Consider the following 26,258-nt stretch of genomic DNA (forward strand, 5'->3'; position numbering starts at 1 on the left):
GGTGACGCCCGGTGGGTAGGCATTCACGACCGGACGAGGTCGACGACGGGGAGGTCGTCGGCTTTCTCTCCGACGTCGGGCCGTCGGGTCGCCACGCCAAGATCTGGGATTCGCCGTCGCTCGCGGGTTACGCGCACCCGTCGATGACGAACACCGGCCAGTTGCACATCGACCTCGTCGCGGAAACGGTCCTGATGGAACGGATCGTCGCGAAGGTCCACGAGGACCGCGACGGCACCCTGCACGAACCGCGAACGCCGGAACTGGACGGACGCGCAGCGCGCCGCAATACGGTGGTGATGCTCGCGAGTCGTCTCGCTATCGCGTCGATGGGCTGGGCTGGGTCGATGATTCTGGCGCGCGTTCTCGCGCCCGACGATTTCGGCAAGTTCTCGTTCGTCTTCGGTTTGCTCGGCCTGTTGTCCGTGGTGACCGATCTGGGCGTGGGCCGCGTCGTGCTCGCCAAACTCGTCGAATGCAATCCGTGGGAAGTCTCCTATGTCACCACGGCATTCATCGCGCTACGCGGACTGCTGGGCCTTCTCGGCTACGGCCTCGCCGTGGGATACGTGGTTCTGCTGGGTTATTCGTCTGACGTGGTGTGGGCGACGGTCGTGGCCGGGCTGGTCGTGGTGGTGGCGACACCGAGCAATGCGCTCTCGGTGATGTACCAGAGCCGACTGCGGATGGCGTCGGTCGCCGCAGCCGAGACACTCGGCCAGCTCGCCCAATTGCTCTGCACCATCGCGGCGGTGCTCTGGCACCCGGTCCTTCTCGTGGTCGTCGCGCCCGCGGTGATCAACGAGGTTGTCGCAGCGGTACTGAAGGTCCGTGGTGTCCGCGCCGGCAAGGCCGGGCCACTACCGGCAGCGCGTGCCCAGTTGTGGCGCTGGCGCGAGATGCTCATCGAGGCAGTGCCGCTGTCCATCGGTTTCGCGCTGCTCACCATCCTGTCCAAGGTCGACGTTCTGATGCTCGGGCGGATGGACACCTTCGACTCGGTCGGTCTCTACACCGTGGGATACAAGTTCGCCGACCTGTTGTCGATGGTCGCCTCCACCGTCGTCGGCCCTGTCACCACACTGCTCGTCGCGACCTGGCCCGCGCAGAGCGAGCAGTTCCGGCAGCGGACTCGCGAAGCTGCCATGCTGCTCGCCGTTCTCGGGGCGGCGGCGACCGCCGCGTTCTGGCCGACCGCAGACGGTGTACTGACCCTCCTCTACGGCGACCGGTTCGCCGAGGCTGCCGATGCGTCCCGGATGCTGGTGGCGGGCAGTGCGCTGTCGATGCTCACCGAACTGGGCCTGATGGTGCTGATCGCGACCGGCCGGCACCGGGTCTATCCGTGGGTGGCGCTGGCTGCGCTCGTCGCGAACGTCGGCTTGAACCTGGTATTGATTCCACGCATGTCGTTCGATGGTGCGGCGCTCGCGACCCTGCTCACCGAAGCGGTCATCGTGGTTGCGATCTGGGTCGTCGTCGCGCGCACGGTCGAGGTCGGGCGGCTCTTCCCCTTCGCGCAGGCATCGGCCATCGCCATGCTGGGTGTCGCGGTGACCGTGTGGGCGTCGTTGCTGGCCGACCGGTTCGACGTCCCGTGGCCGATCACCGCGGTGATCGCTCCCCTGTGTGTGTTCGCGGGGGTCCATTTCCTTCCCATCACCGGCGGGCTGGGTCTCGTCGGTCTCGTGAAATCACGGTGAACGCGGTGCGCAGAGAATTCGTGGGTTTGGTGGCGGTACTGGTAGCGACGCTCACCGTCGCGTGCGGAAGCACGGAGGCGGCGACGTGCCGCACCGACCTGACAGCCGAGAGTCTGGGCGTGGCCACCGGGTCGGGCCTCGACACCCTCGTGGACGCCGATCTCGACCGGTATTTCGCCGCCACGGCCGACAGCGGCGCAACCTGGGTGCGCTTCGACTTCGACTGGTCCGTGATCGAACCTCGCCGCGGGGAATTCGACTGGTCCGGAACCGACCGGGTCGTCGACGCGGCACGCGCCCACGGACTCGAAATTCTCGGATTGCTCACCCACACTCCCGAGTGGGCCCGCGCCGCCGACGCCTCGGACACGCACGGCCGCCCGGCCGATCCCGGCGAGTTCGGGAGGTTCAGCGGTGAAGTCGCCCAGCGATACCGCGACCGGATCTCCCACTGGGAGATCTGGAACGAGCCGAACCTCGCCGTCTTCTTCGGGCCACAACCGGACCCTGTGGCGTACGCGGCGCTCCTGGAATCGGCATCGAGCCGTATCCGGGCGGCGGTACCCGGTGCGGTGATCGTCAGCGGTGGATTGTCACCGGCGACCGACAACGGTACGGATATCGCGCCGACGACCTTCCTCTCCGACCTCTACGAACTCGGTGCTGCCCCGAGTTTCGATGTGGTGGGGATGCATCCGTACAGCTACCCCGCTCTGCCGTCGGACGCCTCGACCAAGAGCTGGAACTCCTTCTACCGGATGCGCGACATGCGCGAGATCATGATCGGACACGGCGACGAGGGCAAACCCGTGTGGGCCACCGAATTCGGCTCACCGACCGGGAGCGGCGCCGATGCAGTGGACGCCGAACGGCAAGCGGAGATCCTGAGCGACGGAATCACCGAACAGCGCCGCCTCGGTTTCGTCGACAAGCTGTTCGTCTACAGCCTGGTCGATCGCGGCACCGACGAATCGGACCGCGAACAGAACTTCGGTATCATCGACCATTCTCTCGCCCCGAAGCCTGCTTGGCACGTGATGCGCACCGCTGCCGGCACTTCCGGCTGCATCTGATCAAACTCAGCCGACTCGTCCCGCCGGCCGGAGCACGTCGCGCACCAGTCGGCGTGCCGGACGCACCCAGTCGCTGCCACGCTCGGCGAGTTCGATCATTCCCCGGGCGCCGCGGCGCCGGGTGGGCGTGGCAACGACGGTCCCGACCCGGTACCCACCGTTGGCCCAGTGCGATTTGAATTCCGATGTGCCGACCATGAAGTCGAATCGATCGATGCCGAGCTCGGTGTGGTGATCGGTGAGCCAGCGATGCAACAGCTGGCCCGGCTGGTGTCGGCGCACGTCGGGATGGAAACGGGCCATCCACATCTCGGCCACGCCACCGGTGTGGAACATGATTTCGTGTGCGCACCAACGTGTCCCGACAACCAACCCCACCACGAGGAGGTTGCCGGCACGCGCCTCCGCCTCGAGCAGCGGTTTGGTGAACGACGCGAACGGTGGTCCGCAGAAGTTGTCCCGGCCCGTGTGCTCGTCGGCGGCCGCCGCCACCGCGACGATGTCGTGCCAGCGGCGCTCGAAGTGTTCCGGATCGCGGATCACCTCGACCTCGGCGGGCGTGCCGGCGTTGGCGAGCCCCCGCTCGAGACGGCGCAGCGTCTTGAGGGTGCGGCTGCCACGCAACGTCGCCGCACCGTCACCCGTGCCCAGTTCGATGGTGAGGCCTTGTTCGTCGACCTCGAGATCGACGTCCCACAACGGCGACCGGCGCAGCGCGGCGACGAGAGGATCCGCCACATCGACATGGGCGAGCTGCAACGACATTCCCGACGTGGCGATACCGTCCACCAATTCACCGAGAGCGTTGCTGTCGGTCGCGGCGAACGTTCCGAGCGTGCCGAGCCCGTGGCCCGGGAACCGGAGCGTCTGTACGCCCAGACGATTACGGAGGTGCAGTGGAGCCACGGCGACCAGCCGTCCGCTGCGGCGGACGGCGCACACCGCGAGCCGTCCCCTGCCGAGAGCCCGGTGCCAGTTCAGCGCGTACGACGGTCGTGCCGCTACCCGCGCGCCCACCCGGCGTACCAGGTCGGACCATTCCGGTACGAGGGCATCCGCCGCGTGTCCGTCGACGATCTCGAAGCTCACTGCCTGGTGCCTCAACCGCCGCTCACCGGTCGCAGGCCGCGCTCGGTCCGGGGCAGCCGGGCGTTCTCGGTGTACCGGCCGCCCATGTACCCAGCTCCTTCTCGCAAATTATGTGTTCCGCGAAGCGGCACGCGTCTGGCGCCTCCCGAGAACGATCGTAGGCGGGCAGCGCGCCGTTACTGCGCCCAGCACCGTGATCGGGCGGAGGGCCCGGTTGGAAACCAGGAAATCGGGGCCGGATACCGCTACCGAGACCGGGGCACCGCAACCGGCGGCCGCGGCGGGGCAAGTCCGCTGCCGAGTGCCGAGGTGACGCCGTCGAGGATCATGTCGAGGATCCCGGCGGAGGTCGCGAAGTTGATGCGCAATTGATTGCGGCATCCGCTGCCGAAGCGCAGCCCTCCCTCGACGAGGATTCCGCCGCGCTCCCTCACCTGCTCCACCGGGTCGTCGATCCCGAGCGGACCCGCATCGATCCACATGAGGTAGGTGCCTTCCGGAAGATGATGCCGCGCAGCGGGGAGCCGGTCGCGGAGCACGGCGTCGACCTGTAGCCGGTTCCGTTCCAGAACCTGCATGAGATCGCTCTGCCAGGCGTCCCCGTGGCGCCACGCCGCCAGGGTGGCGACCACACCGAGCACCGACACCGCACCGTAGAGGTCGAACGGCTCGGCGTCCCGACGCCTGAGCAGCCGCTCCGCTCCGTAGTGCACGACTGCGCACCGTAACCCGGCCAGATTGAACGACTTTCCTGCGGACGTGATCGTGACGGTGCGTCCCGCTGCGTCAGGGCTCAGCGACGCGAACGGAATGTGCACGTGGGGTTCGTAGACGATCTCTGCGTGGATCTCGTCGCTCACGACGAGCAGGTCGAAACGTTCTGCGATGTCGGCGATCTGCTCGAGTTCCTCGCGGGTGTGGACCCGACCGGTGGGATTGTGCGGATTGACGAGCACCAGCACGCGGGGCCGATGTCGCGCGACCCGCTGCTCGAACACCTCCATGTCCAGCACCCATCCGTCACCCCGATCGACGAACGGGAAGTCGAGTTGCTGCAACCCCATCCGGCGGATCGACGCGAGGAACGGCGGATAGTTGGGTGTCTGCACGACCACCGAGTCACCACGCCGGGTGCTCAGGTGGAGTATCAACTGCAGGGCCTGGATGAGATCCGTCTGCTCCCGCACCGACTCCGGATCGGGTTCCCATCCGTAGCGGTTGCGCATCCGCGCCGAGAACTCCTCCCGCAGCGGCGTACCGCGCACCCAATCCGGATATCCGAGGTCGCTCTCGATCTGTTCGTGCAACGCACTCCGGATGACAGGTGCGACGGGGAAATCCATATCGGCGACCCACGCAGGCAACAGGCCTTCGTCGACGGCACGTGCCCACTTCGCTCCCGCGCGCGACGACAGTTCGGCAACGTCCAGGTCGTCGAATCCCGGGAAAAAGGTTCCGCTCATCGGGCCTCCTCGGATGTGGAGAGCAACAGATCGCGCGTGATTTCGATCTGACCGTGGTGCTGCGCGAGTTCCTCGAGGACGTGGAGCAGAACCCCGCCGACCGAAACCACGCCGTCCCGATACTTCTCGGGTACAGCATGCGCCGGTGGCGCGGCCGGGTCCAGCGCGGCGAGATCCTGTTTCAGTTGCCGGCGCTGCCCTTCTACGAGGCTCGCCAACTCCGCCACCGTCCCCGACGCGCCGAACTCGGATTCGCGGTCGCGATCGCTGTCGCGACCGAGAGCGACGTGCCCCACCCAGAACTCGACGACCGCGCCGCAGTGATACGCGATCGCCCACGCGGAGTTTGCGCCGCGCAGCGGTGGTACCGCGTTCGCACGGTCGTCACCCAGCTGCGTCACAGCAGTCAGCATCCCGTCGAATGCACGATCGACGAAATAGAGGTACTCGTCGGTGTTCATCGCTACCGCCGTTCATCCTCAGGTTCGAGCTGAGCTGAGAATGGCACGGTTTGCGGCGAACCGCGCGCCGAATATTCAGGCGACTTCGGCGGGTCGCTCGCCGGTGACGAAGAAGATGAGGCGATCTGCCACGTCAGCGGCCTGATCTCCGAACCGCCCGTAGAACCGAGCAACGAGAACCGTGTTCACTGCCGTCGGGACATCTCCGTCCCAGCCTTTGCCCTCGACCGTGGCGAGCACCCGAGAGTGCACCACGTCCAGCTCGCGCTGGAGCGTGCGCACCCCGCGAATGGTGTCGAGGTCGAGATGGGTGAACACGTCGCGCAGCACTGCCGCAATCCGCGACGCGAGTTCTGCCATCACGACGAGGTCGTCGTGCAAAGCTCCCCGGGCGAGCATGTCGGGAAAGCGGCGCCGGGCCACCCGGGCGATGTGCAGCGTCAGCTGCACCATCCTGCTCAGGTCGCCACTGATCCGGACTGCGGAGAACACCAGCCGGAGATCGGTGGCGACCGGCGCCTGCAACGCCAGGATCTTCATCGCCCGGTGGGCCGAGTCCACGGTCAGCTCGTCGAGACGTACGTCGAGGTCGAGGGCATTCTGCGCGGCCAGGAGGTCTCCTCCGAACAGGGCCTCGGTTGCCGATTCGAGGCCTTCCGCCGCCAGAGCGCCGAGTTCCCCGAGCCGCTCGAGCAGCTCGTTCAGTTCGCCCGTGAACACCTCCCTCATGCAGCACTCCTTTCGGTGGCGTGCGAAGGTCCCGTTCCGCAGCGGCAGGTCCCGTCGGTGTCAGGGTGCCCGTCTTCCCGCGTTCTACACCGGCTGATGATCCACTCTTTCGCGTTCGATGTCGCCTGCCGAATCGCCCGGCCGGATGTCATCCATGCGTGCGAGGTGGGCTTTGATCCATGCTGTACTTCCCGGTGTCGCGTCGTTCTCGTGCGTTGTACCGGCAATGCGGGTAGTCAATGCGGTCCTTCGTGTAGATGCCGACATGCTCGGCGCGCAGGCCACTCACACCCCCGGAGTGACCTCTATCACTATATAGGGCGACCGCAGGGATACAACTCGGCGGTACGGGCGGCGAACCCTCAGGACGTCGAATCGGGTGCGGGCGCCGACTCGTCGGACGCAGGGCTCGGGCCCTTGTCATCGCTCTTCCGGACGATCTCCTGGGCGTATTCGCGGTTGACCGACTCGCTCACGGGCGCATACGCCTCGTCGCCGGAGGCCGGATACCCCTGCGGACGTCCGGGAGGCCCGTCGCCGTTCCGATTCTGCGGATGTGGCTGGTTCTCGTGTGGCTTGAAGAGCGACTTCGAGAGCGCAGCGATCGGCCGGGTCGGCGGTGCCGGATCGACGTCGGGGAACGACCCGGCCGACGGCTCCTGCGGAGGTGAGAGCACAAAGTGCGGATTCCGGGGAGGTTGTGAGGGCCGAAGGGCTTGGGCACTCTGGGGGGCCTGGGGATGCTGCGGATGCTGCTGGGAGGGCGAGGACTGCAGGGACGGTTCTGCCCTGGGCCGTGGCGGGACTGCACCCTGTTCGGGCGCCGCGTCGACCGGCAACGGTTCGTCCTTCGGCGGTGCCGGTGGCTTCTCGACCGCCAGCACCACGAGCCGGGCCGGCACCTCGATCTCGGCAAGCGCTCGCAGGCTGTCCTCGACCGCCGAACGCTCGTCGCTACCCACCTTGACGACGATCAACGCGAGCCCCGGCTTCTCCGCACGCAGTCGCTTCCACCATTGCTCGGCGAGCCCGCACCGGATGACTTGCTCGGCGGCGTCACCGAAGACATCGGGTTCGTCCTCGACACCGGACCCGTCGAGAATCAGGATCGTTTCGCCGAGCATGGCGCGCTGATGCAGCATCACCACCGTGTCGAGAGGCAGGCGCGGGGGGCCGGGAGCCACGATCTGCACGGCGGTGCGGTACCGGCGGGAGATGCGCCGGGCCCATGCCGGGGTGACGGTGCTGCCGAACCGGCCGTTCGCCGCGACCAGCAGTTCGGCGACGACGATCAGCGTGAGCAGGAACGCGACCGCGGCCTCCGCTTTCGGTTTCGGCGACACTTTCGCACCGCTGCCCGCGGGTGCGGCCAGCACCTGGAGGTGCTCGGCGCCCGCACCGGAACGCACGGCGCGGAGCTGGTCGAGGCGGGAGTCGAGTTCGGCCTGGAGCACCGGATTCGGGCCGCCGTCTTCACTGCCGCCTGCATCGGCGGCCAGATCGGCGCGAAGACCGGCGACGATCCCGTCGAGATCGGCGATACGCGATTCGAGCGCGGTGCGGTTGCGGGTGTTCTGGGCCTGATCGAGCGCCGCCACGACCACCTGCGCGAGCCGATCGGCTTCCTCCTGCGACCCGGCGCGTGCCGTCACCGTGAGAAGTGTCGGGGAGCTTCCGTAGTCCACCCAGATGTTCCCGGACAACGCGGCCGGATCTTCACCGACTTCCGCTGCGATTGCGGCGACCACACGCGAATCCTCCGACAGCGCCACGTAGGGCGCGATCAGCTGGCCGAGCGACGCGTCGGATCCGGAAACAGCGTCGGTGCTGCGGATCTCCACGACGACCGTTGACTCGTAGACCCCCGGTCCGCTGTCGCGGACGAAGAACACCGTGAGCGCGACGAGCAACGCCACAACCACCGCGGGCAGCGCGACACGGACCAACTCGCGGGCGTGCCCGAGGAGATCGACGGCCGGAGGCACGCCTAGTTCGCGGCGCAACTCGGCGTCGCGGATGTTTCCTTCAAGCACGTCGCGGACCCTTTCGCGGAACAGCCGTAATGGGGGGAAATGTCGCTTTTAGGTCGCGAAAATCCGGCCGAACGTTACCGCACTGTGGGTCTCGCGGGCTACAACCCCAGTAGCCAGCGCGGCCGCGACCACATCTGCCAGTTCTCGAGGACCTGCGCTCCCGCCGACAGATACAGCGGGGTCACCCGCGGATTGGTGAGACCGCACATCGGAACCGCACCGCGACGGGAATAGGTGCGTGCCGCAGCGGCATCCACGAGACGCCTCGCATAACCGCGGCGCTGTCGTCCCTTTCTCGTGCCGAGCGACCACACCGTTTCGATCTCGCAACCGTCGGAAACGAGTGTGCAGCACTGCAATTGGGCGTCGTCGAAGATACCCACGACCGTCAGTCCGGGTTCGTCGGCGATCGTGTCGGCATATGCGATGGCGGCGGTCCCCGGCAACACCCCGAAGGCACCCGCAGCGAGATCACGCGCGTCCGGCATCTCCGCGCGCCCCAGGACCCGGAGCGAGTCGTCTTCCGGCGCGTCGGCCGGCACGAGCGCCGTCAGATCGAGGGCGCCGGCACATACCCAGCCTCGGTCGGCGAGAACCTGCGCGGCGGCGAGACCTCGTCCGGCGAGCAACACGATCGACGGACGGCCCGCTGCGGTCACGACCTCGAACGCGCGCTGCGCGTGCGCGGAAACATCGCCGTCGTACACCAGCGCGAGGTTGTAGTCGGGGTCCGGCGCACCGGTGATCCCGATCCACCAGCCCTCGCCTTCCTCATAAGACCCGGCAGACGTGAGTGGCCGCATGCTGCGTCCGTATGCGCGGCGCAGGACGTCGAGCGTCACGTCGGTGCCTGCGATGGAACCGGGTGTCACTCGTGATCCTCCTGCTCGTGGGCACATCGGATTCGATCGGTACGAATTGCCCGTATTCTCCACGACTTCACAAGCGCACCGGCGGCACCCCTGAGGGTGCCGCCGGTGCGTGAGTATGCGGGAGAAACTCGGCCGCGTCGTCACGGCGATGTCTCGGCGAGGAACTAGCCCGACGCGTCCCGGCGGTCGGCGTGCCCGAGATCCCGGCCCGGATCCACGACATCCCGGACTCGTTGCTTGAGAACCGATATGTCCGGGAATCCGTTGTCTTCCTTGCGATCCCACACGACCTTGTCGCCGGCCACGATCCGGAAGACACCGCCGGTCCCGGGAACCAGGGCGACCTCGCCGAGATCCGTCCCGAAAGTGCCGAGGAGTTCCTGCGCCATCCATGCCGCACGGAGCATCCATCGGCACTGTGTGCAGTACGTGATGGCGATCCGCGGTCCGTTCCCACTCATACCCAGAAGAGTATCGACAGGAGACAGCGCGAAGCCCCGGCGACATCGGTGGCGTCGGCCGGGGCTTCTGCGCAGACCGGCGATGGGGGTTACCGGTCTGCGCACCGCCCTCGCATGGGGAACAGGAGGACGGCGTAAGAGACTTTATCCCTACGGGATTGCTACTCGCGAGTACGTGAAGAAGAGCCGAAGTCCGGAGGTCACAACCGCCAGCGCCGTCCACGCCACGAGGGCGAGACCGACCCGAGCCGACTCGGCGAGCGCGGAGGCTACTGCCACAGCGCCGAGGCCATCTCCGGCAACGTCCGCTCGATATCGTGCAGCGATTCGACGCGGCGCCGGGCGACAGCGGAGATGTCGCGCCGCAATCCGGGGTCGCCGAGCACCCGGATCAGCGCTGCGGCCAGCGCATCGGGATCGCCCGGAGGCACCAGCACACCGGCGCCGCCCGCGAGGTATTCGGCCGTACCACCGTGATCGGTACCCACGACCGGCACGCCGCGCGCCATCGCCTCCAGCACGCCGAGGGGCCCTGCCTCCGGTGAAGTGCTCGCCGAGACCATCACGTCCCACGTGTCGAGAACCTGTGCCGGAGGGACGTGCCCCAGAAACGAGACGCGTCCACGAAGGTCGGGCAACGACGCGCGGGCGCGCAATTCGTCGAGGAAGGGTTCGTCACCGGGGAACGGCGTACCCGCGACATCCAGATGGACACCGGGAATGCGCGAGACCGCCTCGAGCAGAACCCGGTGGCCTTTCCATTCTGTGATCGACGCGAGGATTCCGACGCGCTGCGTGACAGCGGCCGGCGGGTCCGGGCGAGGCTCGCCGACGGGAACCCCGTTGCGCGCGATGACCGTGCGGAATCCCAGTTCCCGGACGGGCTCGGCCGTGGCACCCGACACCGCGACCGCCGTACCCACGCCGTACCGGCCGAGCCGGGCCACGACGGTCTGCCGTCGCGAAGACAGGGTGTCGTGCACCAGCCAGGCCGTGCGACTCACCTGCCCGGTTCCGGCGACCGCGACGGCGACGGCCGGCAGCGCGAACAACGAATTACACACAATTCGAGCGTTTTCCGAGGATCGGGTACGGCGGATTCGGCCGCCTGCCCTCCCCCACCTCAGCGGCAACGACGCCAACCCGAGCAAGCGGCGGACACCTTCCTGTCCCTGCAGCCCGAGTGGCGGCAGAACCAATCGCGTGACAGAACCGGGGAGAGCATCGGCGAGGGGCCCGTCCGGACACGCGACGATCACGTGCCGCCCTTGCTCCAGAGCGTGATCGACGAGGGCGAGCAGCACTTTCTCCGCGCCCGATCGCTGCCCTGTGTGTGCGACGAACAGCAGCGGTTCGGTCACCGGGCTGCGACCGTCCCGTGCGCTTCGTACAACAACTCGGCCAACCGGGCGGCCGTGGTCCGGATGTCGAAATGTTCGGCGATGCGCGCGTGGGCGAGTTCACCCATCTCACGGCGGCGGATGCCGTCGGCCAGGAGGAGACGCAGCGCCGCGAGGAGCGCGTCCTCGTCGCCGTGGTCGACCAGCAGGCCCGTCTCACCGTCGTCCACCATCTCCGGAATCGAGCCCACCGTCGAGGCGATCACGGGCAGTCCTGCTGCCCCCGCTTCGAGAATCACGTTGGGAGCCTGGTCCATTCCAGACGGGAAGCACATCAGGTCGGCGGCGGCGAGGATGTCCCACAACCGGTCGTCACCGCTGTCGAGATCGTCGATCACCGTCACTGCGCGGCTTTCCGGTACGGCATCCTTCGTCACGAGCACCAGATCGCATACGTCGGCGAGGTATTTCTGATGCAGACGCAGCAGGCTGTTGCCCCCTTTGCGTTCCATGCTGGTGCCGACGAAGACGACGGTCGGGCGTGCCCTCCCCGTGCGATCGGGCAGCGACCGCTCACCGGTGAGGAACGGCGACCATATTCCCGGAGCCATCGTCCGCACCTTGTCGCCCGGCAGCCCGTACATCGGCCCGGTGAGCGATTCGGCGGTGCGACGACCGTTCGCCACCACGGTCACCGCCGCGTCGAGTACGGGTCGTTCGAAGCGCACGGCAGCCCGAACAGCAAGAGGGGTGAACCGGGTCGCCGCGCGGTAGGGCAGGAGGTAGGCATTGAGTTCGTTCGTGCTGTCGGTGGTGACCACCGTGGGAATACCGCGCACCACGTCTGCGGACCCGAGCATGCAGTTCTGTGTGTACACGTGCAGTACGTCGAAGCCGCCGGCTTCGAGACGTTGTCGCAGTCTGCGACGCACCCCGTGCGAATGCACGAGCTGGCCGCGCAGTGCCTGCAGATCGAGGTCGAGCCGCGCCGGGCCGGGAACCGGCGCACGCATGATCTTGCCGAGCAGTCCCGGGCCCTCGGCATCGAGGAATTCGACGTCGAGATCGTCGCGGTCTGCGAACGCCCGGCGCAGGGAGTGATGCACCGTTGCGTGACCACCGATGTTCTCGTTCACGAACAGCGCTTTGAGAGGTGCTCGCACGCACTCACGACCTTCCGTTTCGTCCGTTCCACCCCGACCGAACATCGCAATTCGGACATTCCCCGTTACAGCGGTGGACCGCCGGAGCAGAGGGCGACCGTCGAGCACCGGTAGTGTGGTCGAATCCCGATGCGACGCATCTTCACTCGGCTACCGAAATGCACTCGGCGGTGGATCACCTCGGACGAGCATCCGGATGGTCGTGAACGAAGTTCAGATAGGCCTTCGACGGAGTAGGCCCCCGCTGCCCCTGATACTTGGACCCGACCTTCGCGCTGCCGTACGGATTTTCGGCGGGGCTCGTCAGCCGGAACAGGCACAGCTGGCCGATCTTCATTCCGGGCCACAGCGTGATCGGCAGATTCGCGACGTTCGACAGCTCGAGGGTTATGTGACCGTCGAAACCCGGGTCGATGAACCCGGCCGTGGAGTGGGTGAGCAACCCGAGGCGCCCGAGGGACGACTTGCCTTCGAGCCGACCCGCGAGGTCGTCGGGCAGGGTGCACCGCTCCATGGTGGACCCGAGCACGAACTCGCCCGGGTGCAGCACGAACGACTCCCCTTCGGGCACCTGCACGAGGGAAGTCAGTTCGTCCTGCTGCATCGCAGGATCGATGTGGGTGTAGCGGGTGTTGTTGAAGACGCGGAACAGGCTGTCGAGTTTGACGTCCACACTCGACGGCTGCACGAGCTCCGGATCGTAGGGGTCGATGCCGAGATGGCCGGAGGCGACCTGGGCGCGGATGTCACGATCGGAGAGGAGCACGGGGTAAAGGTTAACAACCGACGCACATCGGCGAAGAGGACGTCGTCAGCTCTCCGGGTCCTGCCGCAGCTGGGCGGACATCGTGAGCAGGAGTTCGGCGCATTCGTCGACGACGTCGCCTGCGTCCAGCGGAACCGTACCGTCGAGCCACGCAGTCATGACCTGCGCGAGCCCGCCGACGACGTAGTGCGCAGCCAGGTCGAGGCGGGGTGTGTGCGCGATCGAATAGATGTTCTCGGCCTGGGCGGTGACGAGCCCGGCGAACATCCTCGACGACTCGAGACGGCGCTTGGCCAGCTGCGGGTTGGCCTGACTGACCGAGAAGAGCATGCGCCCGAGCCGCGGGTCGTCGCCGATCTCGCGGACGATGTTCTCGACGCAGGCGCGGACGATCGCGCGGTCGTCACCGGGCTGGGCGCCCATGACCGCAGCGAGGGTGCTTTCGGCGATCCGCTGGACTGCGTGGTCGTAGACGGCTCCGGTGAGTTCGTCGCGGTCCGCGAAGCTCTCGTAGAAGTACCGTGACGCCAAGCCGGCGCGCTTGCACACGCCGCGCACCGTGAGAGTCGGCTCCCCGTCTGCCGCACCGAGAAGGTCGAGCCCGGCTTCGATGAGCGCAGCCCTGCGAGCGGCCTGCCGTTCCTCACCCGCGCGTCCACCGTAGAGCCGTCCTGTCGCCATACGCTTATCTTCGCAGATCCTCTTTACGCCCCCCACTTATCTGCGTACAGTCGTGCTCAGTTGACTCGGCCGAGAAGGAGCACGATGACGACCCTCGAGAAACCCGCAGGCCTGGACGACACCATGGACGGCCTCGGGCTCGCCGCCGGCGCGGCGAACATCATCATGCAGCTCTCCTGGCCCGCCGTCGGCTACGGCGTCTTCGAAAGCCGCGTCGAATCCGGGCGACTGTTCGACCACCCCGTCAAGCGCACCCGCACCACCCTCACCTACCTCGCGGTCGCGGCGTGTGGCACCGACGAAGAAAAGGAACTCTTCCGCGACGGCGTGAACAAGGCCCACGCCCAGGTCCGGTCGACCGGAGCAAGCCCGGTGAAATACAACGCCTTCGACCACGAACTCCAACTCTGGGTTGCGGCGTGCATCTACCGCGGGTTCGAAGACGTCCGGCGCTCGCTCTACGGACCCGTAGACGAGGACGCCGTCGACTACTTCTACCAGCGCGGCGCCGCGTTCGGGACCACGTTGCAAGTCCCCCCGTCCAAATGGCCCAAGGACCGCGACGCATTCGAGCAGTACTGGAAGGAAGGACTCGAGAACGTTCGCATCGATCCGGTTATCCGCGAGCATCTGCTTTCCATCGCGCGGATCGAATTCCTGCCCCAGCCGATCCCGTTCCTGTTCGGTCGGCTGAACCTGTTCTTCACCGCGGGTTACCTGCCGCAACGATTCCGCGACGAGATGCTGATGGCGTGGACGCCACGAGACCAGCGGCGCTTCGAGCGACTCATGAGGGTGCTCGGCGCCGTCAACAAGCGTCTGCCAGTCGCGGTGCGTGAACTGCCGTACCGGGTACTGCTCGCCGATATGCGCCGGCGGATCAGGAAGGGACAGCCCCTCGTATAGGGGTGCAGCCACCACCCGGGGAGTCTGCTAAAGTTTGCTCCTAGCTCGCGCGGAGCCGGTGAAAATCGGCAAAAGCCCAGCGTGCCGATGTAGTTCAATGGTAGAACATCAGCTTCCCAAGCTGAATACGCGGGTTCGATTCCCGTCATCGGCTCTCCTGACGGCCCTGGCCAGCGCATCGCACAGCCGGGGTCTTCGTCATTCTCCGGGTATCTGGTACCTCCGTGGTACCTCCCCTGCCTGATAAGAACTCCTCTGCCTGATCAGAACAAGTGTCGCGCGGCCCGCGCCCTACGCCACCTTGCATCCCTGGTTGTACCGCTTAGGCGAGGTGGTCGGAGCATTCGCCATTTTGCGGAAGAGTGCGCGCGACGCGCCTCCTAACTGGCAGCGGCATCACGTGAGACGATCATGAAATGACAACCACGCTGGGTTCCGGCCCTGATGAGCTGGATGTACCGGACCGCTTTGAGGCGCTTGAAGACGAGAAGCAGTCCACCTTGAGTAGCATCGTCGTACCTGTGGAGGCCAGCCTCAGCGCGGTCGATCGCAGATTCGGTGAGCTAAGGGCCGCGCGTCGCGGAGGCCTTATGATCCTCAAAGGCACCTCAGGCGCAGGAAAGACCACATTCGTAAAGACGATTGGCCTTTTCCGGGACGGGGTTGTTACCGAATCCATTGCAGGCCACCTTAATGTCGGCGAAGAACTCCAGAAGCTCCAGCCCTCCGATGCTCCACGAGTGATAATCCTCGAAGGGCGCGAGGCGCTCGGAGAGGTCGCAGCGCCCGCACTCGAAGGAATTCTCCATTCGGTGAATTCATTTATCAGATCTCGGGCTGGACGCCTTACCCTCGTGATTTGGCCGGTAAATACCCCTGAACTTGCTTCCATCCTTACCCGGATCGCGGACAGCATCGGAGCCGAATCCCTCTTCGGCCCCGACGAAGCTGTCCACATATTTCTCGGGCCCCCGAAGGAAGAATTCATATCAATCGCCGAACGCACCATCGGCACGCTGAATGAAGGCGCCTCGCTTTCAGCCCTTGGTATTTCACACGACCAGGCCGTGGAGTTAGTCACGCCGTCTCCCACAATCGGGAGCTTCCTGTCTCACGTCCGCAAGCGGTTGCTTGAGAACATCGCGCTCGTAAATGGCCTCATGCCGAAGGAATCCCTTCGGCTATGGACTGTGGTACTCGCCGGGAATGATCCCGAGGGAGCTGTTGAAGCCGTAACGCGAGGCGGTCACGCACTCGCGGATATCGACCGGATGATGACCGCGACCGGCGCGAACATCGTGGCGGAACTAAAGAAGACACCGGATCGAATCGGCATTCTAAGCACCGTGCTCGATGCGCGTGTTCTCTATCTTGACACTGTGACCGCACTCGCGGTTGCGCGCCAGTATGGCGACGCAGATCTAAAAGAATTGATGCGCGCCAAAGGAATGTCAACAAGTTCGGACGCGAGCGCCGCAACCAGGCTTCGCGACAGCGGACTCGGTCAACTCTTGCAAGGCGGGACCCTGGGGACAGGAAAGAGAGGACCGAAAACGGGTCCTGACACCAAGGCCGCTTTTAACAATCTCGCCCAAATCGCAAGGACAAACGATATTGCATTGAACCGGGCCATAGGAGCTGGACTTGCCGATGCCGGGCTGATCGAAAGAGCCGAGACCGAAAGGATGCTCGGAACTGAATTCAAGTACAAGAGCGATTTGTATTGCGAACGATCCGGACTCCAACCAGTCCGCCTCGAAATGATGTGGCGAGCCAGGGCGGGGCGCGCCGACATTTCCAATTACGTACTGGGTAAGCTTGCGAAGTACGGCCGCGCGATGGGGCTCCTCTGATCCCAATCAAATCGTCGCCATCCACAGCCGCTGTTCCCCCACCCAGTGGCTCCGCGCCACGTTGCCTCTTACCTTCGTGGCAGCGCCGCAGTTGTCTCTATATTCCTGACTCGTCGGGTGGCTATCTAACCTGCTGCGCCACTTCGCAATCGCACGACGTTCCCCCGTTCTGCGGTCGGCTGGCCCATTGCGCCTAACGCGGCCATCGCGTCTGCGTGGTCGTCGGTGAACAGGTGTGCGTACACGCTGAGCGTAGTGGTGACCTTGGCGTGCCCCATGAACCGAGCGATCTCCAACGGCGGTATGCCCGCAGCCACGCACAGGCTGGCGTAGGTGTGCCGCAACGCGTGGAACTTAAGCGCGGGCGGCAGCGCGACGCTGGGTGAGAGCCGGTTTGCCCGCAGCACTGCGGGCCGGTACACCGCCTTATAGAACGTCTGGTGCCGAAGCAGAGCGTGCCAGTCCAGCGTCAGCCGCGCTTCGGCTTCGTCCACGGTGAGTGCGCTGTCACGCAGGTAATGCGGGGCCGCTGATCCCGACCGGGTGCCGGGTACTGCGGGAACCGGGCACTGCCCGGTTGACGCCAGGCTACGGCCTACGGGTGGCCGCACGCCAGGCCCACCACCGTACCTCGGTTATACCTCCGCAGCCGGTAATCAACCAATGATCAACGGGTAGCCGCCAGGCCGCAGTGGCAGGCGATTTACATGCTCTCAACTGGGCATTTAGCACCAAAACCGTACTACTACAGTACTGTAACGGTCCTACCCGAAACACTTTCCCAAGCTGAATACGCGGGTTCGATTCCCGTCATCGGCTCAAAGATCAAGGCCCCGGCCGACGCATCGCGTCGGCCGGGGCCTTGGTCGTTCTCGGCCCTTCAGCACGAGTCACGCATGCGGGGCAGCGGTCAGAACTCGAACACCACTCGGGCGGGCACAGAACCGCTCAGCACATCGCTGATCGACTGGTTCACTGTCTCCAGAGGACGCGTTTCGGAAATGACCTGGGTACGCCCGGCTGCGTGTAGCGCGAAGACGTCGGCCAAGTCGTTACGTGTACCGACAATCGATCCGATGACCGACTTCCCGCCGAGCACGGTGTCGAAGATCGGCACGGGTAGCGACGCATCACCGGCCGGCAGCGCGACGCAGACGAGTCGCCCGCCGCGGCGCAACGAGGCGTACGCCTGCGCGAAGGAAGCGGCAGAGGCCACCAGCGCGAGAGCCACGTCCGCTCCGCCGAGTCGGGCGATCGCTTCTACCGGATCCTCGGTCTTGGCGTTGACCACGTGGTCTGCGCCGAGACGTCGCGCCATTTCGAGCTTCTCGTCTTCGACGTCGACAGCGATCACGAAACCGCCGGCGATCCGCGCGTACTGCACTGCGAGGTGTCCGAGCCCGCCGATGCCGAAGACCGCAACGGTCTGCGCGGGACGCACCTGCGCCACCTGCACCGCTTTGTAGGTCGTCACACCGGCGCACGTGAGCGGACCCGCATCCACGGAGGAAACGTCGTCGGGAACCGGCGTCGCGAAAGCCGACGGGAGAACGGCGTACTCACCGAAGCTGCCGTTGACGGAGTACCCGGAATTACGCTGGTTCTCGCACAGTGTCTCCCAGCCGGAGATGCAGTATCGGCAGGCGCCGCACGCATATCCCAGCCACGCGATCGCAACCCGGTCCCCAACCGCGCGATCGGTCACCTCCGACCCGATCGCCTCGATACGGCCGATGCCCTCGTGACCGGGCACGAACGGCGGCGACGGCTTGACCGGCCAATCACCGTGTGCGGCGTGGATATCGGTGTGGCAGAGACCGCTGACCTCCATCTTCACCAGCACATCGGTGGGACCAGGGTCGGGCACGGGCAGGTCTTGGATCTCGAGTGGTGCTGTGAAGTCGGTGACGACTGCTGCTTTCATCGCGATTCTCCTGTGGTGGGCGGGCCCGCACATCCGCGAGCCGTTCGACCCCGAGAAGTCTTCTTCCCGAATCCGGAGATCGTTTACGGTCTTCCCGGCGTCGTTTCCCCCATCCTCACCCCTGAGGCGCCGCAATATCGGCGTTATCGGTTACGGATCGGTGTGTAGTCGGCTCCGACGGTCCCGCGCTGTTGTGCCGAGAGCACGCTCGCTTCGTCCGGCTGAGCGTCGGACGCGGCCAGCACTAGTGGTGGAACAGCACCGGTTGACCTTCACGCGGGATAGGTGTCTCCAGCCGATCGAGGAAGTCGACCTCCGTCTTGATTTCGGCCAGAAGCGCGGTGGCGAGGTCGTGACTCAAACCGTTGCGCACGACAATCCGCTGCACCGTGACGTCGGCCAGGTCGTCGGGCATGGGATACGCGGGTACCAGCCATCCCTTCATCCGCAACCTGTCCGAGAGGTCGTAGAGGGTCCACTTGTCGGTGTAGCCCTTTCTCAGCATCCACGCGAACACCGGAATGTCGGAGCCGTCGTTCCACAGCTCGAATGCAGGGAGCTTTGCTATTTCCCGCGCAAGATACTGCGCGACTTCCAGCGACTCCTGCTGGACTCGCTGGTAACCGTCGGACCCCAGGCGCAGGAACATGTAGTACTGCAACAGCACCTGCGCGCCCGGCCGTGAGAAGTTCAGCGCTAAGGTCGGCATGTTGCCGCCGAGGTAACTGACGGAGAAGACGAGTTCGTCCGGTAGCGCCGCTTTGTCCCGCCAGACGACCCAGCCGACGCCCGGATAGACGAGACCGTACTTGTGGCCCGACGTGCTGATCGACGCGACCCGGTCGAGGCGGAAGTCCCACACCAGGTCCGGCTGACAGAACGGCGCGATCATCGCGCCGGACGCGCCGTCGACATGAATCGGGACATCGACGCCGGTGTCGGCGGCGATGCGGTTCAGGGCCGCACTGATTTCGGCAACAGGTTCGTACGCTCCGGTGTACGTCACGCCCATGATGGCGACGACGCCGATGGTGTTCTCGTCCACGTACTTGTCGAGTTCGTGTCCGTCAAGAGTTCTGTGCTCCAAGGTGATGGGTACATACCGTGCTTCGACTTCGAAGTAGTTGCAGAACTTCTCCCAGCACACCTGAACAGCGCTCGAGAGTACGATGTTCGGTGCCTCGGTGGACTTGCCTTCTGAGCGCCGGCGCTTCTGCCACCTCCGTTTGAGTGCCAATCCGCCGAGCATGCACGCCTCGGAGGAACCGATCGTGGACGTTCCGATGGTGTTGTCGGGATCGGTGGCGTTCCACAAATCGGCAAGTATTGTCCAGCAACGTGTTTCGATAGCCGCGGTTTGCGGATACTCGTCCTTGTCGATCATGTTCTTGTCGGCGGACTCGGTGTAGAGCCGAACGGCAAAGTCGTCCATCCACGTGCCGACGAATGTGGCCAGATTCAGCCGCGCGTTGCCGTCCAGCATCGCCTCGTCGTGCACAATCTGGTAGGCGGTCTCGGGATACGACTCCGACTGCGGCATCCGGTTTTTCGGGAGGTCGGTGGCCTCCCCCGGTCGCTCGAAGACAGGATTGAGCGAAAGCGAGTCGCTGGTGCCGACACCGCGTCCACGGAACTCGGTGGGATCGGTGGGTTCGGACATGATTCTCCCTCTCCCTCAATACGCGGATCGGACAGTTGTTCGACCGAACCTCGACCGAACCTTCCGGGCAGCCATACCTGTTCCCTACTGTCAGGAATCAGCGACGGCACCGAGTTCCGAGCGCCAGCGGGATGCAATCGTATCGCGGTTGGGAACACGAGAATCGGGAAAGACGCAAATCGACGGGTGCCTGAAAGGGGCCGAACCGGTCAGCCAGTCCGATCCGCATGCAGTCCGACGCGATCCGAGGCGTGACCGTTCGATCGCCCCAGTCACCGGTCGATGACCACCGCCTGCAGCATTTCCTTCCAGTGCCGTAGCGGTAGCAGGTGTCCTTCGCCGTCGTAGAACACCAGTTCGGCGTTCGGTAGGTGCTGTGCGAGCCATTCGCCGGCGGCCGGTGGCGTCATCTCATCCCTACCGCCGTACCAGAGGTGGACCGGTGCCGAGACGTCGCCGACGTCGAATCCCCACGGGCCGACGAAGGCCACGTTGTCCCAGGCTATCCCCATGTGCCCTTGCCGCAACGCCTCTCGGAAGGAGACGAACAGAGCCTTCCGCGCTGCGGGATCGTTGACGACCTCCGGATCGCTCTCCGCCCACATCCATTCGATCCACGGTGCCTGCTGGTCGTCCTTCACCGCGACCATCGCCTCGAGCAGAGCCCGGTTACCCGCCGCGAATTGCTCGGCTGCGCGAGCGGGTTCGTCGGGAAGATACGACAGCGCCCGGAGGTCGTTTTCCGTCAGAGCCTCCCGTGCCCCGGGCATCGCCTGCACGGGTGCAGGTCCCCCCGACACCCCGACCCGGGTGACGCGGCCGGTCAGCGCGGCCGCCGTAGCCAGTGCGAACGGTCCCCCACCCGACCATCCGAAAGCGGCGAACCGGTCCACGCCGAGTTTGTCGACGATGACCTCGACATCGAGCGCCACCGATCCCAGGGTGCTCGCAGCGGCATCGGAGCGGCCGTAGCCAGGGCGATCGAAACTGATCACCCGAACACCCATCCGTTCGGCGATATCGTCGCCGAAGCCGGGCTCGAGCCGCGACCCAGGGGTTCCGTGGAAATACACCAGAGGGACGCCGTCGGTATTACCGCTGTCTCGCACCACGACGGACCGATCGCCGACGGTGATCTCGAATTCGTGCATCTCGGAAGGGTATGCGGCGGCGACCGTATCGGCACGTCCTCGGTTGCCCTTTACCGACCTACCAGCGGTAGTCCAAGAACTTTCCGTCGAAGGTGACAACCACCCGGTCCCCGTCCGGATCGGGGCGCCGCTCGATGTCGACGGTGAAGTTGATCGCGCTCATGATGCCGTCACCGAACTCTTCGTGGATCAGCGCCTTGAGCGCGGGCCCGTACACCGAAAGTGCCTCGGAGAAGCGATAGATCGTGGGATCGCGCATGACCTCGGGCGACGAGCCACGGTGAGGTTGCAGTGCCAGACTTTCTGCGACCGCTTCGTCCAATCCGAGTCGTTCGCATATGCGATCCGCCTGCTCTGTGCCGAGCGGGTGCTGCCCCAGGAGCGCAGCGGTCGTCCATACCAGGGGTGCGCCGAGGTGGTCGGCGAGTTCCGCCCACGTGAGGCCTTGACGGATTCGTGCTGCGTCGACCAGTGCTGCGGCCTCGTCCTTCGGAAGAATCGGTTTCACGGATATTCCCTTTCGAATTCGTTACGGACAGCGATGCTTCGTTGCCGGCAAGTGGGCCGGGGTAGCTCAGGCCGATGCGGGTTCCGATTCCTTGACCTCCGGTTCGGTTCCGGCTCCCCGCTTCGGAGCAGTGCGCATGTGCGTCGCATAGATCACGGCGCCGACGAAGACGATGCCGCCCACCAGATTCCCGAGGACGGTCGGGATTTCGTTCCACACGAGGTAATCTCCCAGCGAGAATTCGCCGCCGAGCAACAGGCCGGACGGGAACAGGAACATGTTGACCACGGAATGCTCGAAACCCATGTAGAAGAACAACATGATCGGCATCCACATCACCAGAATCTTGCCGGGGACGCTCTTGGACATCAGCGCCGCAACGACAGCGGTGGAGACCATCCAGTTGCACAGCACACCCCGGAGGAACAGCGTCGTCATGCCTGCCGCGCCGTGCTCGGCGTAGCCGACCGTGCGCGCTTCGCCGATGTGCATGAGCTGCTGGGCCACATCGTTCGGCGGGATGGAATAGCCGTAGGTGAGGATGAAGGTGATCATGACGGCGACTGTGAGCGCGCCCGCGAAGTTGCCCAGGAACACGAGGCCCCAGTTGCGGAGTATCGCACCGACGGTCACCCCAGGACGTTTGTCGAAGTATGCAACCGGGGCAAGCGTGAATACCCCTGTGAGCAAGTCGAACCCGAGTAGGTAGAGCATGCAGAAGCCCACCGGGAAGAGAACCGCGCCGAGCAGTGCGTTGCCGGTCTGCACGGTGACCGTGACGGCGAATGCAGCGGCGAGTGCAAGAATTGCGCCACCCATGTAGGAACGGATGAGGGTGTCCCGTGTGGACATGAGGACCTTGCTCTGGCCCGCGTCGACCATCGAGCGGGCGAGTTCGGCTGGGGGAACGTAGGACACATCAACCTCCTGGTCGGGTAGTGCCGGGCCAGTGTCCCGAGGCTGCGTGTCCGATATGTTGCCGAGCAGTGACAGGCGGAGTTAAGTTCCCCTCGCACCGGCATCGGCGCTGCTGTGAGGTCGTTCGTGCTTGTGTGAGAGCGGCGAGCCGGGATTACGACCGGTTGCTGCGACCGGCGCTGTATTCGCGATGGGGGACGAACTCGAAAGTCAGCATGGCCCACGCCGCGGGCAGGAGGTACCGGAGTTTGAAGAGGACGAAACGCTTGTCCGCCCCGGCGTGAAACTTGTCCAGATAGCGATACAGCGACTCGAGCGCGATGATCGAGTCGCCGAGACGAAGACCCATCCGCACAGCAGACTGCCACCGCGCGGTCCCGTTCGGACCGAGTAGATCGGGAAACGGGGCGAATGCCAACGACACCGACGTCCCGCCCGCGTGGCGGACATGGTCGATGACGTCGACGGCCATCCGCTCGTCTGTGCCGTTCGGTGCCTTGGGACTGCGCCACGGTACGTCCAGGCTCCATTCGTCACCGTGATCCGCGAGACCGTATCGCTGGAACCCGACGGGAATCATGTCCCGGTCGCGTGCGATGACGATCATCATGTTCGGGTATGTCCCATCGAGAAGGTGGTCGAGGATCATGGAAAAGCCCCGGCGCTGGTGCCCGGAGCGAGTGTGGGAGACGATCTCGAGCAGTTGATTGCGCACTTCGGGGGACAGATCCCTCTCCGCGATGATCTCGGTGGTGACTCCCGCGTTCTGGCTGCGATGAACCGCCTGGCGCAGATTGCGGAAGCGCCGGCCGACGAGGGTGAAGTGCCCGACATCCACGACGACATCGCACCCGATACACACCGACCTCATGCGTGGGCGACCCCGATCGCCCGACTGCCACAACCGGGCAGTGTTCTCACTGGCCCCGAGGACCGCCACGCGCCACCCTCGATCGGACGCGAAGCGCGCGAAATCCGACAGCAGATCGTCGAATGCCGGCGAGTGGCCCACCGGGTCGCCGGACACCACCGCGATACCGGCGCGGGCGCGGTAGCCGATCGCGGCGGTGCGGCCGGCATTGTAGAAATACGATTTGGACGAGTTCAGGGCGAAGGGCGCCAAGGGATCGCCGCTGCTCTCCTCGACAAGCGAGGCGATCCGGTCTTCCTCCTCGGGTTCCGGCCTACTACCCACGGGAAGCACCAGCACCGGACCCGACACCGCGATCGCGACGAACGCGACATGGCTGTGCTCCCACGCATACGCCAGACCTGCCACCAGGAGGCACAGCAGGGCCGCAGCCGCGTGAATACGGGTCATCGGACGGCGCAGCCACACGCCGCGGGCGACGAACGCTATCGCGACAGCGAGGGCGACGATCAGAACGGTGCCCCTGCCCGACCGGTACGCCGCGATCTCGAACGCGATCATCGCGAGGAGATACAAACGGAGTCCGGCACGCTGCACGCCGGGTGCCGCCGAGGACGCGGCGGATTGCAGGGTCGTCATGGGTGTCTCTCGATTCTCAGCGACATCGGACGCCCTTACGACCGTATGCCCGCTGAATCCTCCGCTCCGCAGTTTCGGGTGAAGAGCGAGCACGCAAAGGAACGAACCAGCCTTATCCGGCGCCACAGCCGGCGCCGCGTCCGCCCACGACCCGAGCGACCGGTAGCGCCCGCTCGAACCGCATCCGGTTCGAGCGGGCGCTCGGTCTGTCCGTGGCTCAGGCCGCGACCAGAGCGTCGATCTGTGCGAGCGCGGACGAGGTTCCCTCGATGATGCCCATGTCCACGACCTTCCCGAGTGCTTCGGCAGAGTCGTACGTGCTCACATATGTCGCTCGAGTGCCACTGCCGTTTTCGGTGAAGCTGTAGACGTTCGTGGATACCGGGAGGTCGGGATCCGGATGGAACTCCTGATCGGCGAAACCGTCGGAAAAGGCGAAGCTCCGGGGTTCGTCGACCGCGGAGATCTGCCAGTATCCTGGATACCTCTCACCCTCGGGGCTCGTCATGAAGTATGTGGTTCGGCCACCGGGCGACAGGTCGTGGTCCACAAAGGTCGCCGGGTACTCCGGTGGCCCCCAGACCTTTTCCAGTTGGCGCGGATCCGAGTAGATCTGCCAGATACGCTCCACCGGTGCCGCAAAATCCGCGGTGATCGTGAGCGTCAGATTGTCGATGTCCTTGTGGATGTCTGTCACGGGCATGACTCATTCCTCCTGGTTCGAGTCGAACGCGATCAGTTCGTCGATGAGCGCGATGCGGCCACGCCAGATCTGTTCCAGCTCGGTGAGCATCGATGCCACCGACCGCACCGCTTCTACGTCACCGCTGGCAAGTTGCTCCCGGCCGCTGCGACGTTTGGTCAACAGGCCGGCCTTTTCCAGCACGGCGACATGCTTCTGGACCGCGGCGAAGCTCATGTCGTACTGCGCCGCGAGTGCGGAAACAGAGTGCTCTCCCGCCAGAACCCGGCGCATGATGTCGCGTCTGGTGCGGTCTGCGAGCGCTTGGAACAGGGCGTCGGCCCGGTCCTCGTCATCTCCTCCTTGCATAGGACACAACATACAACCGAACGGTTGTATGTGCAACGGCTCGGCGCGGTCTTTTCGGGCACCCCAGCAAGTTCATATGTTGCGGCAGAGAGGGATAGGGAACCCAGGGGTCGCCGCCGAACAGCGGGGTTAGTGTGGATCTGACGACGCGCACTGCGTGGGCGCTGCGGCGTCTCGATGCGCATCCGGGCACACCGAGCCGCCGACCGAGACGAGGACATTCAGATGACCGCGTTCGATCACGACAGCCTCGGCCGAGCGATGGCAGCGTTCGCACGATCTCTCGATTCCGGGGGTACCGACCTCGAGAGCACTCTGCGGCACGTCACCGCAGCCGCGGTGGACTTGATCCCAGGCGCCGACAGCGCTGATATTCTCACGATCACAGGCCGCAAGAAGTTCGAATCGCACGCCGCCACCTCCCGGATGCCGGACGAAATGGATTCGCTCCAAGCGCAACTGGGCGAGGGCCCGTGCGTCGATGCCGCACACGATGCACTGCTCATTCGATCCGATGATCTGACCGTCGAGTCACGATGGCCGAGATTCGCCCCTGCCGCAGTCGAAGCCGGAGTATCGAGCGTCCTGTCGTTCAAGCTCTACGCCGGCAACGATCAAGCCGGTGCGCTGAATCTCTTCGCCGGACGCCCGCACGTCTTCGGTGCCGAGTCGATCCACCTCGGTGAGGTACTTGCTGCTCATGCCGCCATCGCTATTGTCGGCGCCCAACGTCGACAGCAACTGCACTCGGCCATCGCGTCACGAGACTTGATCGGTCAGGCGAAGGGGATGCTCATGGAGCGCTACGCCGTCGATGCCGAGCGAGCATTCGACATGATGGTTGCACTGTCGCAGGAATCCAACGTACCCGTGGTCGAGATATCCCGGCGCATAGTAGATCTCGGCCCCGAGCCCCGCTGAGCATCCCCCGGTCCGGTCGCGT

At 65.3% G+C, this 26,258-nt stretch carries 26 protein-coding genes and 1 tRNA gene; 6 read left to right on the plus strand and 21 right to left on the minus strand.

Annotated features, from left to right (window positions below; all coding sequences use genetic code 11):
- The first annotated feature begins 11 nt into the window (after window positions 1–11).
- Window positions 12–1,703, plus strand: a complete 1,692-nt coding sequence (locus RDCOP1_RS17580; protein WP_231922886.1) for an oligosaccharide flippase family protein — start codon at window positions 12–14, stop codon at window positions 1,701–1,703.
- Between the two features lie 5 nt (window positions 1,704–1,708).
- Complete coding sequence (locus RDCOP1_RS17585; protein WP_231922885.1) at window positions 1,709–2,776, plus strand: cellulase family glycosylhydrolase; 1,068 nt, start codon at window positions 1,709–1,711, stop codon at window positions 2,774–2,776.
- Between the two features lie 6 nt (window positions 2,777–2,782).
- On the opposite strand, the gene RDCOP1_RS17590 is transcribed toward RDCOP1_RS17585, so the two are convergent.
- The 12 genes from RDCOP1_RS17590 to RDCOP1_RS17640 all read right to left on the minus strand — a co-directional run bounded on the left by RDCOP1_RS17590 (window position 2,783) and on the right by RDCOP1_RS17640 (window position 13,834).
- Window positions 2,783–3,865 carry a GNAT family N-acetyltransferase gene (locus tag RDCOP1_RS17590; protein WP_231922884.1) on the minus strand — a complete coding sequence of 361 codons (1,083 nt, stop codon included), beginning with the start codon at window positions 3,863–3,865 and terminating at the stop codon, window positions 2,783–2,785.
- Window positions 3,866–4,110: 245 nt separating this feature from the next.
- Window positions 4,111–5,328, minus strand: coding sequence for a MalY/PatB family protein (locus RDCOP1_RS17595; RefSeq protein WP_072703249.1), 1,218 nt, complete (start codon window positions 5,326–5,328; stop codon window positions 4,111–4,113).
- Window positions 5,325–5,789 (minus strand): DinB family protein, encoded by a 465-nt coding sequence (locus tag RDCOP1_RS17600; protein WP_072703252.1) that lies wholly within the window; start codon window positions 5,787–5,789, stop codon window positions 5,325–5,327. The genes RDCOP1_RS17595 and RDCOP1_RS17600 overlap by 4 nt, the downstream gene beginning before the upstream one ends.
- A 75-nt stretch (window positions 5,790–5,864) precedes the next feature.
- On the minus strand, window positions 5,865–6,518 hold the full coding sequence (locus RDCOP1_RS17605) for a phosphate signaling complex PhoU family protein (RefSeq protein ID WP_072703255.1): 654 nt from the start codon (window positions 6,516–6,518) through the stop codon (window positions 5,865–5,867).
- 362 nt (window positions 6,519–6,880) lie between these two features.
- Window positions 6,881–8,551: a hypothetical protein gene (locus tag RDCOP1_RS17610; protein ID WP_072703265.1), complete on the minus strand. Its 1,671-nt coding sequence runs from the start codon at window positions 8,549–8,551 to the stop codon at window positions 6,881–6,883.
- Window positions 8,552–8,649: 98 nt separating this feature from the next.
- Entirely contained in the window at window positions 8,650–9,423 is a 774-nt protein-coding gene (locus RDCOP1_RS17615; RefSeq protein WP_072703268.1) for a GNAT family N-acetyltransferase, read from the minus strand.
- 164 nt (window positions 9,424–9,587) lie between these two features.
- A complete protein-coding gene (locus tag RDCOP1_RS17620; protein ID WP_072703271.1) occupies window positions 9,588–9,884 on the minus strand; it encodes an Rdx family protein in 297 nt (98 codons plus the stop codon).
- A gap of 150 nt (window positions 9,885–10,034) precedes the next feature.
- Window positions 10,035–10,163: a hypothetical protein gene (locus tag RDCOP1_RS21870; RefSeq protein WP_255311421.1), complete on the minus strand. Its 129-nt coding sequence runs from the start codon at window positions 10,161–10,163 to the stop codon at window positions 10,035–10,037.
- On the minus strand, window positions 10,154–11,245 hold the full coding sequence (locus tag RDCOP1_RS17625; protein ID WP_072703273.1) for a glycosyltransferase family 4 protein: 1,092 nt from the start codon (window positions 11,243–11,245) through the stop codon (window positions 10,154–10,156). The genes RDCOP1_RS21870 and RDCOP1_RS17625 overlap by 10 nt, the downstream gene beginning before the upstream one ends.
- Window positions 11,242–12,387 (minus strand): glycosyltransferase family 4 protein, encoded by a 1,146-nt coding sequence (locus RDCOP1_RS17630; RefSeq protein ID WP_169848923.1) that lies wholly within the window; start codon window positions 12,385–12,387, stop codon window positions 11,242–11,244. Before RDCOP1_RS17630 ends, RDCOP1_RS17625 begins: the two co-directional genes overlap by 4 nt.
- Window positions 12,388–12,562: 175 nt before the next feature.
- Window positions 12,563–13,153: a dCTP deaminase gene (dcd, locus tag RDCOP1_RS17635; protein ID WP_072703277.1), complete on the minus strand. Its 591-nt coding sequence runs from the start codon at window positions 13,151–13,153 to the stop codon at window positions 12,563–12,565.
- A gap of 45 nt (window positions 13,154–13,198) precedes the next feature.
- Entirely contained in the window at window positions 13,199–13,834 is a 636-nt protein-coding gene (locus RDCOP1_RS17640) for a TetR/AcrR family transcriptional regulator (RefSeq protein WP_072703280.1), read from the minus strand.
- An 84-nt stretch (window positions 13,835–13,918) separates the two neighbouring features.
- Between RDCOP1_RS17640 and RDCOP1_RS17645 the strand changes: the two genes are divergently transcribed.
- The 3 genes from RDCOP1_RS17645 (at window position 13,919) to RDCOP1_RS17655 (ending at window position 16,593) form a co-directional block, all read left to right on the plus strand.
- Window positions 13,919–14,740: an oxygenase MpaB family protein gene (locus RDCOP1_RS17645; protein ID WP_072703283.1), complete on the plus strand. Its 822-nt coding sequence runs from the start codon at window positions 13,919–13,921 to the stop codon at window positions 14,738–14,740.
- An 83-nt stretch (window positions 14,741–14,823) separates the two neighbouring features.
- A tRNA-Gly gene (locus RDCOP1_RS17650) sits at window positions 14,824–14,894 on the plus strand.
- Window positions 14,895–15,156: 262 nt separating this feature from the next.
- Window positions 15,157–16,593 (plus strand): hypothetical protein, encoded by a 1,437-nt coding sequence (locus tag RDCOP1_RS17655; RefSeq protein WP_072703286.1) that lies wholly within the window; start codon window positions 15,157–15,159, stop codon window positions 16,591–16,593.
- Between the two features lie 125 nt (window positions 16,594–16,718).
- Here RDCOP1_RS17655 and RDCOP1_RS17660 read toward each other — a convergent pair whose 3' ends face one another.
- From RDCOP1_RS17660 to RDCOP1_RS17700, 9 genes are all read right to left on the minus strand, one after another.
- Window positions 16,719–17,087 carry a tyrosine-type recombinase/integrase gene (locus RDCOP1_RS17660; RefSeq protein ID WP_371836832.1) on the minus strand — a complete coding sequence of 123 codons (369 nt, stop codon included), beginning with the start codon at window positions 17,085–17,087 and terminating at the stop codon, window positions 16,719–16,721.
- Window positions 17,088–17,503: 416 nt separating this feature from the next.
- Window positions 17,504–18,517: a zinc-dependent alcohol dehydrogenase gene (locus RDCOP1_RS17665; RefSeq protein ID WP_072703289.1), complete on the minus strand. Its 1,014-nt coding sequence runs from the start codon at window positions 18,515–18,517 to the stop codon at window positions 17,504–17,506.
- Window positions 18,518–18,761: 244 nt separating this feature from the next.
- A complete protein-coding gene (gene gad, locus RDCOP1_RS17670; RefSeq protein WP_072703292.1) occupies window positions 18,762–20,177 on the minus strand; it encodes a glutamate decarboxylase in 1,416 nt (471 codons plus the stop codon).
- Window positions 20,178–20,449: 272 nt separating this feature from the next.
- Window positions 20,450–21,328 (minus strand): alpha/beta fold hydrolase, encoded by an 879-nt coding sequence (locus RDCOP1_RS17675; protein WP_072703296.1) that lies wholly within the window; start codon window positions 21,326–21,328, stop codon window positions 20,450–20,452.
- 58 nt (window positions 21,329–21,386) lie between these two features.
- A complete protein-coding gene (cynS, locus tag RDCOP1_RS17680) occupies window positions 21,387–21,836 on the minus strand; it encodes a cyanase (protein ID WP_072703299.1) in 450 nt (149 codons plus the stop codon).
- Window positions 21,837–21,902: 66 nt separating this feature from the next.
- Window positions 21,903–22,754 (minus strand): formate/nitrite transporter family protein, encoded by an 852-nt coding sequence (locus RDCOP1_RS17685; protein WP_072703301.1) that lies wholly within the window; start codon window positions 22,752–22,754, stop codon window positions 21,903–21,905.
- 154 nt (window positions 22,755–22,908) lie between these two features.
- Entirely contained in the window at window positions 22,909–24,264 is a 1,356-nt protein-coding gene (locus RDCOP1_RS17690) for a bifunctional lysylphosphatidylglycerol flippase/synthetase MprF (RefSeq protein WP_072703304.1), read from the minus strand.
- A 217-nt stretch (window positions 24,265–24,481) separates the two neighbouring features.
- Window positions 24,482–24,967: an SRPBCC family protein gene (locus tag RDCOP1_RS17695; RefSeq protein ID WP_072703307.1), complete on the minus strand. Its 486-nt coding sequence runs from the start codon at window positions 24,965–24,967 to the stop codon at window positions 24,482–24,484.
- A 3-nt stretch (window positions 24,968–24,970) separates the two neighbouring features.
- Window positions 24,971–25,315 carry an ArsR/SmtB family transcription factor gene (locus tag RDCOP1_RS17700; protein ID WP_072703310.1) on the minus strand — a complete coding sequence of 115 codons (345 nt, stop codon included), beginning with the start codon at window positions 25,313–25,315 and terminating at the stop codon, window positions 24,971–24,973.
- Between the two features lie 225 nt (window positions 25,316–25,540).
- Between RDCOP1_RS17700 and RDCOP1_RS17705 the strand changes: the two genes are divergently transcribed.
- Complete coding sequence (locus RDCOP1_RS17705; RefSeq protein ID WP_072703835.1) at window positions 25,541–26,236, plus strand: GAF and ANTAR domain-containing protein; 696 nt, start codon at window positions 25,541–25,543, stop codon at window positions 26,234–26,236.
- Window positions 26,237–26,258 lie beyond the last annotated feature (22 nt).

The sequence above is a fragment of the Rhodococcus coprophilus NBRC 100603 genome (genome assembly GCF_001895045.1).
Lineage (GTDB): Bacteria > Actinomycetota > Actinomycetes > Mycobacteriales > Mycobacteriaceae > Rhodococcus > Rhodococcus coprophilus.